This window comes from Nostoc sp., assembly GCF_036917415.1.
Classification (GTDB): domain Bacteria; phylum Cyanobacteriota; class Cyanobacteriia; order Cyanobacteriales; family Nostocaceae; genus Nostoc.
On sequence record NZ_JBALDJ010000079.1, the window covers coordinates 101,925 to 113,834 of the forward strand.

General features: G+C 42.2%; 9 protein-coding genes. 8 read left to right on the top strand and 1 reads right to left on the bottom strand.

Features of this window, described 5'->3' with window-relative positions:
• Nucleotides 1-527 precede the first annotated feature (527 nt).
• The 7 genes from V7K41_RS17020 to V7K41_RS17050 all read left to right on the top strand — a co-directional run bounded on the left by V7K41_RS17020 (nt 528) and on the right by V7K41_RS17050 (nt 7,546).
• A complete protein-coding gene (locus V7K41_RS17020; RefSeq protein ID WP_334849949.1) occupies nt 528-2,081 on the top strand; it encodes an HNH endonuclease in 1,554 nt (517 codons plus the stop codon).
• Between the two features lie 358 nt (nt 2,082-2,439).
• The gene (locus V7K41_RS17025) at nt 2,440-2,709 is read left to right on the top strand and encodes a type II toxin-antitoxin system Phd/YefM family antitoxin (RefSeq protein WP_251958345.1); all 270 of its coding nucleotides are present in this window, start codon (nt 2,440-2,442) and stop codon (nt 2,707-2,709) included.
• Nucleotides 2,696-2,977, top strand: a complete 282-nt coding sequence (locus tag V7K41_RS17030) for a type II toxin-antitoxin system RelE family toxin (RefSeq protein WP_334849953.1) — start codon at nt 2,696-2,698, stop codon at nt 2,975-2,977. The genes V7K41_RS17025 and V7K41_RS17030 overlap by 14 nt, the downstream gene beginning before the upstream one ends.
• A 60-nt stretch (nt 2,978-3,037) precedes the next feature.
• The gene (xseA, locus tag V7K41_RS17035; RefSeq protein WP_334849985.1) at nt 3,038-4,306 is read left to right on the top strand and encodes an exodeoxyribonuclease VII large subunit; all 1,269 of its coding nucleotides are present in this window, start codon (nt 3,038-3,040) and stop codon (nt 4,304-4,306) included.
• On the top strand, nt 4,299-4,526 hold the full coding sequence (gene xseB, locus V7K41_RS17040) for an exodeoxyribonuclease VII small subunit (protein ID WP_334849955.1): 228 nt from the start codon (nt 4,299-4,301) through the stop codon (nt 4,524-4,526). Before xseA ends, xseB begins: the two co-directional genes overlap by 8 nt.
• 291 nt (nt 4,527-4,817) lie before the next feature.
• Nucleotides 4,818-7,076 (top strand): ATP-binding protein, encoded by a 2,259-nt coding sequence (locus V7K41_RS17045; RefSeq protein ID WP_334849957.1) that lies wholly within the window; start codon nt 4,818-4,820, stop codon nt 7,074-7,076.
• Entirely contained in the window at nt 7,073-7,546 is a 474-nt protein-coding gene (locus V7K41_RS17050; RefSeq protein ID WP_334849959.1) for a response regulator, read from the top strand. The genes V7K41_RS17045 and V7K41_RS17050 overlap by 4 nt, the downstream gene beginning before the upstream one ends.
• A gap of 335 nt (nt 7,547-7,881) precedes the next feature.
• On the opposite strand, the gene V7K41_RS17055 is transcribed toward V7K41_RS17050, so the two are convergent.
• Nucleotides 7,882-8,052, bottom strand: coding sequence for a hypothetical protein (locus V7K41_RS17055; RefSeq protein WP_334849960.1), 171 nt, complete (start codon nt 8,050-8,052; stop codon nt 7,882-7,884).
• A 489-nt stretch (nt 8,053-8,541) separates the two neighbouring features.
• On the opposite strand from V7K41_RS17055, the gene V7K41_RS17060 reads away from it, so the two are divergent.
• Nucleotides 8,542-11,901, top strand: coding sequence for a response regulator (locus V7K41_RS17060; protein ID WP_334849962.1), 3,360 nt, complete (start codon nt 8,542-8,544; stop codon nt 11,899-11,901).
• Nucleotides 11,902-11,910: the final 9 nt, after the last annotated feature.

Below are 11,910 nucleotides of genomic sequence, written 5' to 3' on the forward strand. Positions count from 1 at the left end.
CTCGTAAGCATTTGCGGAGGTTGCTAAATTGGGAGCGATCGCCATGCCAATCAGCATATCATCTACAGCAACTTCATCGAGTCGGGATTAGATGTAAAAAGCTTCTAGGGTAGTAGTGAAGGGATTATCAATGCTTTAGATGACTTTCAGCCGCAAGATGTTTGGCTTGCACTTCAGTGTGCTTGAGAGGAAAGGCGATTTGCTGTTGATAAGAGGTTTGAATGTATAAGCCGCAAGTTGGCGTTCTAGGGTCTGAGGCTATAACCTTACGCTTTTGTTTTCTGTCTTGAGCGTAGGTGTGTTAATTTGGCTTAAATCCTCAGTTTTGAATGCTCAGTTGTTAGTTCAGGGCGGAATACGGCTCTTGACTGGAAAAATACTTAAAATAATAGTTTTAACGCTTAATTACACCAATTTTCTAATTTATGCTTCGGCTATAATGCTCAGTCCTACTTGCTACTTCCTGATGAGCTGGAGTTATACTTACTAGTTAAAGACTATACAGTATTAATACAGGGGAAAACTTCATGGCGAAAGTTAATCTAGATGCTCTAATTCAACGAGAAGATTTTGAAGTACAAGAAAATATTAATCCAGGTAAGAAGAAAGAAACAATTTGTATTGAAGACATCAAAACAGACTCTTTTTTCTTCCCAAACATCCGAAAACCAGATTTTCAAAGAGAAACGAACGAATGGGATAAGCTAAAAATTTGTGAATTGATTAAAAGTTTTATGGAGGGCGATCTTATACCAGCAATTATTTTGTGGCGAAGCACAGGTGGCTACCTATTTGTAATTGATGGTAGCCATAGACTGAGTGCTTTATCTGCTTGGGTAAATGATGATTACGGTGATGGTAAAATTTCAAAGCTTTTCTATGATGGGGTAATTTCTGATGAACAAATAAAGGTTGCTCAAGAAACACGAAAATTGGTCAACAAGACAGTCGGCTCATACGAAGATTGTAAGCTGGCTATTACACACCCTGATAAAGTTAAACCGGAAGTTATTAAATACGCAAAAAATCTTGCAGCCGCAGCAATTCAGCTTCAATGGGTTGAAGGTGATGCAACTAAAGCAGAAAATTCATTCTTCAAGATTAATCAACAAGCAGCACCAATTGATAAAACTGAGTTAAAACTCCTTGAATCCAGAAAAAAACCTAATAGCATTGCAGCACGTGCAATTATTAGAAGTGGTAAAGGCCATAAATATTGGTCATCTTTTTCAGATGAAATACAGCATCAGATACAAGAAATAGCTAAGGAAATTAATGAGGTACTTTTTTCACCTAAGTTGCAGACCCCGATCAAAACTTTGGACATACCAGTTGGAGGAAAACTCTATTCATCTCAAACTTTACCGCTACTTTTAGATTTTGTGAATGTTGCTAACGATTTAGATTTTAATAATAAGGAAATTAATGATGATCTAATTGGTGAAACAACAATGCAGATTTTAAAAAATACCAAAAAGATTGTATATAGATTAAACAGTAATCATCCCTCATCTTTAGGCTTACACCCAGTTATATACTTTTACTCAAAAGATGGACGATATAGAACAGTGTCGTTCCTTGCTGTTGTTGATTTTGTAATGGAACTGGATAAAAGAAAAAGAATCAATGACTTCATTCAAGTAAGAGAACAGTTCGAGGAATGCATCCTTAAATATGATTATTTGATTCAGCAGATTTATTTAAAATATAAGTCTGTTCAAAAAAGCTATAAAGATGTATCAAAATTATTTCAGAATATTGTCATTAATTTAAAAGCTGGAAAAACAATTGACAATTTTATAAATGAGATTATATCTAGCAATGATTTTCAGTATTTGACTATTCGTACAATAGATCAAGAAAATAATTCATCTTCACCAGATTTTAATACAAATAAAAAGAGTGAAATTTATATAAAAGATGCATTAAGAAATGCACCTAAGTGTAAAATATGCAATGGTCTTATCCATAGAAACTCAATTTCGATTGATCATATCCAGCGTAAACAAGATGGCGGATTGGCGAGTGTAGATAACGGACAGATAACGCATCCATACTGTAATACAGGATATAAAAATTAAGTGATGAAAACATTTCTACTAAACCAAAATTCAAATGCTTTGCTCACATAACAGCTATATATCAAACTTGTTGAGGGCTTCGACAACAGGAGTAGCACTCATAAAGTGATCGTAACAAAATATAAGTTATGTTCATTGCTGAATTATTCTCTACATAACTATTCTATTTATATATAGCGGTTCCCGACCTGGTGAGGTACGTTTTGAAAGCGACTAATCTTGGTAAAAAAGATTTGGGTGTACCTCAGTTGCTTAGGAAACGCTATAAACGAGCAGCAAGTTCTGTTAAGCCAAAATTGAGATGAGAAGAGTTATCTGCTAAAATATAGTCAAAATGTCTAAAATAGTCACAATTACTATGCAGACCTACACTTTGACTGATGCTCGTAACAAACACGGTGAGGTTTTTGATAAGGCTGCTATTGAGCCAGTTTTACTAACTAAGCAATCACGGCCTAGCCATGTGATTATTTCAGCAGAGAGCTACCAAAAATTAATTAATCGGCTGGAAGAATTAGAGGATATGGTTTTCGGTCAAGCCGCTGAAGTTGCTCTGAGTCAGTCCAAAATGATTGGTACAGAGGCTTTTACATCTGCACTAGAGCATTTAGCTAATGGCGAAGCTTGATGGTCTAGCAACTGTCCTTGATTTTCTGAACGGTTTACAGCCTAAAATAGCAGCACAGATTGCAAAAAAGGTTTTGGCTTTAAATGTTGAGCCTTTACCTAGTGATAGCGAGCAGCTATCTGGTTATCAGGGTTTATATCGAGTTGATAGTGGTGAATATCGAATTATTTACAGGTATTTTCCCGATCAAGATTTAATAGAAGTGATTTTAGTTGGTAAGCGCAATGATGATGATGTCTACAAAAGATTGAAGCGTTTACTGGGTTAGCCTTTGGTTTTCATTAAAATGCTAGAATCGCTCCAGCACAAATGCTTTCAGGCATCTTTGATGACTTTCGACCTTTCCGACTCTCTGATTCTCGATACAGCGCTTTCAGTATCTGGATTAACTGACTATATCCGCTTGCTGTTAGAGCAAGATAAACAATTACGGCAAGTTTGGGTAACTGGCGAAGTTTCCAGTGCTAATAATCATCGCAGTGGGTTGTTTTTTACGCTGCAAGATCCCGATCGCACCGCCGGAATTAAGTGTGTAGTATGGAATAGCCAATTGCCAAAACTCGCCCAGATACCTGTTCCTGGTGAGCAGATAATCATTTTGGGCAGTATTCGCCTGTATCCACAACGGGGAGAGTATCAGTTATCAGTTTGGCAGACTTTACCTGCTGGTGTTGGTTTACAGGCACTGCGCTATCAACAACTCAAAAATCGCCTGCTGGCTGAGGGGTTGTTCGACGCGCAAAGAAAGCGATCGCTCCCCATTCATCCCCAAACGATCGCTGTCGTCACTTCACCAACGGCTGCTGCTTGGGGTGATATTCAAAAAACCCTGAAGCAAAGGTATCCAGGTTTACACGTTTTATTTTCTCCGGCTACAGTACAAGGTGAGCAAGCGCCTGAATCTATCGTTAAGGCAATTGAACGGGTAGAAAGAGATGGACGCGCCGAAGTGCTAATTTTATCGCGGGGTGGTGGCGCGGTAGAAGAGTTGGCTTGCTTTAATGACGAACGAGTGGTGCGATCGCTTGCTTGTTGTTCTATCCCTGTAATTACTGGTATCGGCCATCAACGAGATGAATCTTTGGCAGATTTAGTTGCAGATGTCTGTGTGCATACACCCACTGCGGCAGCAGAGATGGTTGTACCAGCACTTTCAGAGTTGTATACTGAACATCGGCAGCGAATTGTCGCTTTACATGAGGCGGTGCATAACTTTAGGGAAAATGCTGAGGATCAATTGCAAGTATTGCGAAATCGTTTGCGACGTTTGCGGTTAGATCGGCAAGTGCAACAGGAGGTGGAAAAGCTTGCTTGGAAGCGTCAGCATTTGGTACAAATTACGACGGGGCGATCGCAGCAAGCAACGCAGCATTTAGAATTATTGCGGCAAAAGTTGGCTAGTCTTGACCCGAAAGCGGTGTTACAGCGTGGTTATGCGGTGGTGAGGCAGGAAGATGGGGCGATCGCTCGTTCAGCAACGGAATTGGCTGTGGGGGAAGAGTTAATGATTCAATTGGGGCAGGGTGGGGTTAAAGTGAAGGTTATGGAAGTGAACGAACCGCCAAGACGCCAAGGACGCCAAGAGTTGAATGGTTAAACGTAAGGGTGCTTCTAGTTCTGAGGAGGGTTGGAATTATGAGGCGAAGGTTGCTGAGATAGAAGGAATTATTACTCGCATTGAGGCGGGTGAGTTGGAATTGGAAGCTGTGTTTGACCAATTTGCAACTGCTGTGGAGTATTTGCGTCAGTGCGAAGGTTTTTTGCAGCAGCGACAAAAGCAGGTAGATTTGTTGATTGAAACATTAAATCAAGAGTAGAAGCTAGAGCCTGCCATTAAGGCTGAAATAGTCAAATTTCAACCCGCAGATCCCCGAATTCTTGCAAAAGTCAGGGGCTTGTTGCTCACGAATTGATTTAGGATTGCTATAGTTAAAGCATCTATTTAAAATCTGTATATTTTAGAGAAGGTTCTATTAGTCAGTTCAATATAATTAAAAAGCTAAACAGCTAAAAAGAAATAATTTGACTTAGGAAATCTCCGTTTTGACTATATATTCAACATTTCTGATTTCTGCCAAAGTTCTAATGAGGAGTTTGAGAAACTGAGAATGACTGATGAGATCATTGATTTGACAAACTGCGCTCGCGAACCAATCCACATTCCCAATCTGATCCAGCCTCACGGGGTTTTACTGGTTTTGCAAGATCCCACTCTGGAAATCCTTCAGGTGAGCAGCAACACCCAAGAATTTGTTGGTCGTCAACCTGAAGAATTGTTAGGCAAGTCGTTGTCAGATTTACTCGACGCCAAGCAGATTAAGCTGATTCAACAATGTCTGGCAGAGGATTTTGAGAGCGTTAATCCCCTCAATTTATCTATCAAATATTTGAATAAATCAATTTACTTTGATGGCATTATACATCGTTTAAATAATCTCATTATTCTGGAATTAGAACCGAAAAAAGCAAAGGGGAAAACAAACTTTTTTGAGTTTTCTCAACAGGTAAGAGGAACCATTACCCGCATTCAGAAAGCACCCACACTGCTAGAAATGTGCCAGATTGTGGTTACAGAAGTCCGGCGAATCACTGGTTTTGAACGCGTCATGGTCTATCGATTCGATCGGGAAGGGGCAGGCAGGGTTATCGCTGAAGACACCAATCACGAAACACTCTATTTGGATTTATACTATCCGCCCTCTGATATTCCCAAGCAAGCCAGACACCTATACACCCTCAACTGGCTGCGGCTGATTCCAGATGCCAGCTACCATCCTGTTACCTTAATTCCAGCAAACAATCCCTTAACAAATCAACCGCTCGATTTGAGTTTATCGGTGTTACGGAGTGTTTCTCCGTTACATCTAGAATATCTGAAAAATATGAGCGTGACTGCCTCTATGTCTATTTCACTGATACAAGAACAAAAGCTTTGGGGATTGATTGCCTGTCATCATTCATTGCCCAAATATGTTTCTTACAATATCCGCACCATCTGTGAGTTCATTGGACAGGTGATGTCTGTGGAACTGGCAAATAAAGAAGCGAGTGAAGATATTGATTACAAAAGACAATTGAAGTCATTACAAACTCAATTTGTGGAAGGATTGTCTCAGGCTGAGTATTTCCTGGATGGCATGGTGCAACTGCAATCTCAATTACTCAATCTGGTCAGCGCCACGGGAGCGGTGATATGCAGTGGCAACCAGTGTATTCGAGTGGGTAAAACGCCATCAGAGGAAGAGGTTCACGCCTTACTTGATTGGATTAAACCTCAACTGCATCATAACTTGTTTGAGACGCGATCGCTCACGAAAGATTACCCTGCTGCCGAGTCATATAAAGCGATCGCCAGTGGCGTTTTAGCCCTAGAAATTTCTAGAGTTCATCACAATTACATTCTCTGGTTTCGTCCAGAGATAATTCAAACTGTGAATTGGGGCGGCAACCCCAACAAGCCTGTGGAAGTTTTGTCAGATGGCAGTTTAAGAATGTCTCCTCGCAAATCCTTTAAATTATGGCAAGAAACAGTGCAAGGATCTGCCCTACCCTGGAAACCCTGCGAAGTTGAAACGGTTATTGAACTGCAAAGCCTGGTTGTGGGCGTGGTGTTGCGACAAGCAGACAAACTGGCATCGATGAATTTTGAATTACAACGCAGTAACGAAGAACTTGATTCTTTCGCCTACGTTGCCTCCCATGACTTGAAAGAACCGCTCCGGGGCATTCACAACTACGCTAACTTCTTAATGGAGGACTATGCAGAGATACTGGATAACGATGGAATTGCCAAACTCCAAACCCTGGTGCGGCTGACCCAACGGATGGAAGACCTGATCAATTCCCTCCTGCATTTCTCTCGGTTGGGACGCGCCGAACTGATCCGGCAACCAGTGAATCTGAATGAGTTAGTCCCGCAGGCGATCGCCACATTGACCATTGCGCGACCGCAGAGCAAAGTTGAGTTTCGCATTCCTCAACCTTTTAAGAGCATTCAATGCGATCGCGCTCAGATTAATGAACTCTTCACCAACCTGATTAGCAACGCCATTAAATACAACAATAAACTTGAAAAATGGGTAGAAATTGGTTTTATCGAAGGAAATGGAGAAACCAAAGTTGCTTCTACTTCTCTAACTTTCTACGTTCGTGATAATGGCATTGGTATCCCCCAAGAGCATCTCGACAAAATCTTTCAAATCTTCCGCCGCTTACATGGACGGGATGACTTTGGCGGTGGAACTGGGGTAGGGTTAACCATTGCCCGCAAAATTGTGGAACGTCACGGTGGTAGAATTTGGGTGGAATCTACGCCCACTGAAGGCAGTACATTTTACTTCACCCTGTCGGCGGAGGCAAATACATGACTCAAATTTCAGCCTCCTACATCCAGGAAATGCCACTACTTTTAATTGTGGAGGATAGCAACGAAGACTTTGAAGTACTGCAACGATTTCTAGGACGCTCTACTATTGCGATCGCCATTCAGCGATGTGTGAATGGCGAACAAGCCTTGGCGTTTCTTTCTCGGACGGGCAGTTATGTGGAAGCCGAAAGTGCGCCCCGCCCCGGCTTGATTGTACTTGACTTGAACCTGCCCGGAACCGATGGACGAGAAGTGTTACGCCGGATTAAACAGGATGACAACTTGAAGATGATTCCGGTGGTGGTATTTACTACCTCTAACAATCCCAAAGATATTGAAGTATGTTATCAATATGGTGTCAACAGCTACATCGTTAAGCCAATTAACTTTGCTCAACTCAAACGAGATATTCAGATGCTCGTAGAATATTGGTTTGAAGTGACGACGCTACCTGATTATCCAAAGGATTAGTCATGAGTTAGAGATCGCGCAATTGCCTCATCGTTTTTCAGTTAGATATTGAAAACTGAGTTTTTGTCAGCAAATAAATTCGCTGAACTTAGTGGATTGACCGCTTTCGTAGATATGTAAAAAAAGCTAATATTTTTTAACCATATCTAACAACGTATTGAGTATTTATTTCTTTTTCAGAGTCTTCTGTATTGATACTAAAAATTATGTTATCTATCGTGCTTATTAATTCTATAGAACTCAATATTGCTCGGTTAATAATATTCATAAGTTGGGTTTCGTTCCTCAACAAAACCTACACATTTTTATTTTCTAGCCTTAACTAAGCACTATTGCTATAGGGCTAGTATTTTATTTTTTAAATCCACGTAGGGTGTGTTAGTAATAGCGTAACGCACTAAAAGCTTGGAATCTGCCATTGGTCTAATCTCAACTTTATCTAAATTAAAAACTCGGTTTTCTGTATCCAGCAAAAACCTTGACTTTTTGGCAAATACTTTTTCCACGTCAGAGATTATTAATAGAGTTCAAAAAGTAAAACTACCTGACCACAGTAATTTCAGCTTATATATTTGCCTAAAGTAAAAATGGATAAGGTGGAGCTAATATCATGTTCGGAAAAACTTATCATTCAGATTGCAAGGTTCAAGAAGTACAGAGAAAAAGGGTTTTAAGATGTTTACAAAAACTTATATACTAATAAATAATAAAGCAAATCCGCTCTTCATAAATAATTTGTATATAGTGAATGAATATTTATAAACTGTTCTCTGGCTAAAGTGATATAAATCTTATAAGTAGGTTAGAAGCAAAATATACATCAAAACGAGCAAACGAATTAATGCAAAGCTGATGGAAAGAGCAACCAAATAAAGTCTATCAAATATGTTAAAATCCTGGCATCAGAAGGGTTTTAGCATTTGTTAAAAAATACCAATTTTTCTTTGCCAACCTGCAAAATGTGGGTTAACTCATACTCGATTAATTAATTCACGATGTCTCAGCAACAGCGCACTCTCTTAATTGTCGATGATTCGCCAGAAGATCGAGAACTCTATCGGCGATATTTGCTGCGCGATCGCGAATATTCCTATACATTTTTAGAAGCAACGCTGGGGCAGCAAGGACTAGAACTTTGGCAGCAACACCAGCCCGATGCTGTGTTGGTTGATTATCGGCTACCTGATTTAGACGGACTGGACTTTATAGCACAATTGCAACCCTCAATGCAACAGCCTTGCCTACCTGTGATTGTTGTCACCGGGCAGGGCAACGAGGCGATCGCAGTTAAGGCGATCAAAGCGGGCGCACAAGATTATCTTGTCAAAGAGCAAATTACCCCGGAAAAGCTGCAAACAGCGGTCAATGGGGCGATTGAAACAGTGCGGCTACACACCCAATTACAACAGCGTATTGAACGAGAGCGCGTAGTTTCACATATTACCCAAAAAATTCATCAATCGCTAAATCTGGATGAAATTCTTCAGACAACTGTAACCGAAGTGCGAGAATTTCTGCACACCGATCGCGTCTTGGTTTTTCAGTTAAAACCTGACGGAGATGGGACAGTAGTAGCAGAATCGGTTGGGACAGAGTGGCGATCGCTCCTTTACTCCACTATGTACGATCCCTGCCTCGCTGAGAAATACCTGGCATCGAATCCACTGGAAATTGTCAGCAACGATCCCGCCTTTGTCGAAAATTATATCCAACGCTATTGTCAGGGTTATGTAACAGCAATATTTGATATTCAAGATAGCAGCATTGACCCATGCCACGTTGAATTGTTGGCTCAGTATCAAGTAAAAGCTAATCTGGTCGTGCCGATTATTTACGACGATCGCTTTTGGGGATTGCTAATTGCTCACAACTGTGCTCTGCCAAAAAGATGGCAACCCTTAGAGATTGACTTGCTTAAAGAGCTGGCGATTCAAGTTGGCATTGCAATTCGACAGGCGGAACTTTATCAGCAGGCACACAATGAAGTGACCGATCGCAGACGGGTAGAAGCAGAATTACGGCAGAGTGACGAACGGCTGCGATTAGCACTATCAGCTTCTCGGATGGGAACATGGAACTGGAATATCCAGACGGGAACAATTTCCTGGTCAAATAACCTGGAAGCCTTATTTGGACTGGAAGCAGGAGAGTTTGACGGCTCATTCGAGATGTTTGCCGCGCGGTTGCACCCTGACGATCGCGATCGCGTAGTGGCAGCCGTCAATCGTGCTGTCGCCAACGGAGAAGACTATGACATTGAATTTCGAGTGGTATATCCCAACGGCACGATTCGGTGGGCACTGAGCCAGGGCAAGGTATTTTACGACCAACACGGACAACCGATTCAAATGGCTGGTATCGATTTAGATATCACCGAACGCAAACGGTCAGCCGAAGCCCTGCGCCAGAGTGAAGAATTTAAAAACCGTATTTTAGATAGCAGTTCTGACTGCATCCAGGTATTAAGCCTCGACGGGCGGCTGCTGTACATGAATACAGGTGGACTGTGTTTGATGGAAATTGACGACTTAAATTCCTATCTCAATACTGAATGGCTCTGTTTCTGGGAAGGCAGCTATCGGCAACAGGCAGAGCAGGCACTCACTGCTGCTAAAGCAGGCGAAGTCAACATTTTTCGCGGATACTGCCCAACTGCAAAAGGTACTGCAAAATGGTGGGAAGTGGTCGTTAGCCCGATTCTGGATGGCTCTGGGCAGTTGGAACGAATCTTATTGATTTCGCGAGACATCACCGATCGCAAAAAGATAGAACTCCTCTTGCAGGAGAGCGAAGCCCGGTTGAAATTGGCGTACAAAGCTACGGGATTGGGACTATGGGACTGGGACATTACCCGCAACAGCGCTCATGTATCTGAAGAGTACGTCAATCTGTTTGGACTCGATCCAACCACAGAGGAAATCAGCTATGAACTGTGGTTAAGCCACCTGCACCTAGACGATCGCACCTCAGCCAATGAAATAGTCAGTCACACCATCCAGCAACAGCAAGAGTACTATGAAGATGATTACCGCATTCTACATCCTGATGGCATTCGCTGGTTAGCGTCTAGAGGTCAGGTTTTTTATAATGCTGCGGGCAATGCAGTACGGATGGTGGGCAACGTGCAGGATATCACCGTTCGCAAACAAGCTGAAATCGAACGCGATCGCTTGTTGAAATTGGAGCAAGCAGCAAGAGCTGAAGCCGAACGCGCCAATCGCATCAAAGATGAGTTTCTGACCATTCTCTCCCATGAATTGCGATCGCCTCTCAACCCCATTCTCGGCTGGACAAAACTGCTACAAACCCGCAAATTTAGTGAAACCAAAACAGTTGAAGCTTTAGCCACCATTGAACGCAACGCGAAACTGCAAACTCAACTGATTGATGACTTGCTCGATGTAGCCAAGATTCTACGCGGCAAACTCAGCATAGATGCTACTCCTGTGAATCTGACATTTGTGATTGAATCTGCGATCGACACAGTAAATACAGCAGTCCTTTCTAAATCAATTGTGTTGCATTCAGTACTGCCGAATATAGGGCAAGTCTCTGGAGATTCCAACCGCCTTCAACAGATCGTTTGGAATTTACTTTCCAATGCTATCAAGTTTACCCCCAAGGGAGGACGAGTAGAAACCAGGCTAGAGCGAGTTGGCGATCGGGCACAGATTATCGTTAGTGATACTGGCAAAGGTATTAACCCAGACTTTCTCCCGTATATTTTTGAATCATTCCGTCAGGAAGATGTCTCAATTACTCGCAAGTATGGGGGGTTAGGATTGGGGTTGGCGATCGTCCGGCAGTTAGTTGAGGCGCACGGCGGCACCATCAAGGCTGATAGTCCTGGTGAAGGCTTGGGAGCCACCTTTACAGTCCAGTTGCCACTGCTGAATGTAGAACCGGAAATCAACCAGCCAGATGAGTTGCCACAACAAGCACTCGAACTCACAGGGATTCGAGTTCTCACAGTCGATGACGATCCCGATGCTCGTGAGCTATTAACAGTATTGCTTGCGGAATACGGAGCAAAAGTGCTGACTGTTGCCTCTGCGACGGAAGTATTGGCAAACTTGGAGTCTTTTCAACCCGATGTTTTAGTCAGTGATATTGGGATGCCTGAAGTCGATGGCTATTCCCTGATCAAACAGATCCGCACTTTAACGCCCGAAAAAGGGGGAAAGATTCCCGCGATCGCTTTGACTGCTTATGCCAGAGTTGAGGATTCCCAGCGAGCGATAATCAGTGGCTATCAACGGCACGTTACCAAGCCCCTCGATCCAGAAGAGTTAGTTCAAGCTGTGGTGGCACTTACACACGGTAAACTAAACCATCCCATTCCTCAAAATGATTAGGTTTAACCT

Bases quoted from the DNA above. Each gene is read 5' to 3' on its own strand.
- V7K41_RS17020 (WP_334849949.1), top strand. From the start codon at position 528: ATGGCGAAAGTTAATCTAGATGCTCTAATTCAACGAGAAGATTTTGAA.
- V7K41_RS17025 (WP_251958345.1), top strand. From the start codon at position 2,440: ATGCAGACCTACACTTTGACTGATGCTCGTAACAAACACGGTGAGGTT.
- V7K41_RS17030 (WP_334849953.1), top strand. From the start codon at position 2,696: ATGGCGAAGCTTGATGGTCTAGCAACTGTCCTTGATTTTCTGAACGGT.
- xseA (WP_334849985.1), top strand. From the start codon at position 3,038: ATGACTTTCGACCTTTCCGACTCTCTGATTCTCGATACAGCGCTTTCA.
- xseB (WP_334849955.1), top strand. From the start codon at position 4,299: ATGGTTAAACGTAAGGGTGCTTCTAGTTCTGAGGAGGGTTGGAATTAT.
- V7K41_RS17045 (WP_334849957.1), top strand. From the start codon at position 4,818: ATGACTGATGAGATCATTGATTTGACAAACTGCGCTCGCGAACCAATC.
- V7K41_RS17050 (WP_334849959.1), top strand. From the start codon at position 7,073: ATGACTCAAATTTCAGCCTCCTACATCCAGGAAATGCCACTACTTTTA.
- V7K41_RS17060 (WP_334849962.1), top strand. From the start codon at position 8,542: ATGTCTCAGCAACAGCGCACTCTCTTAATTGTCGATGATTCGCCAGAA.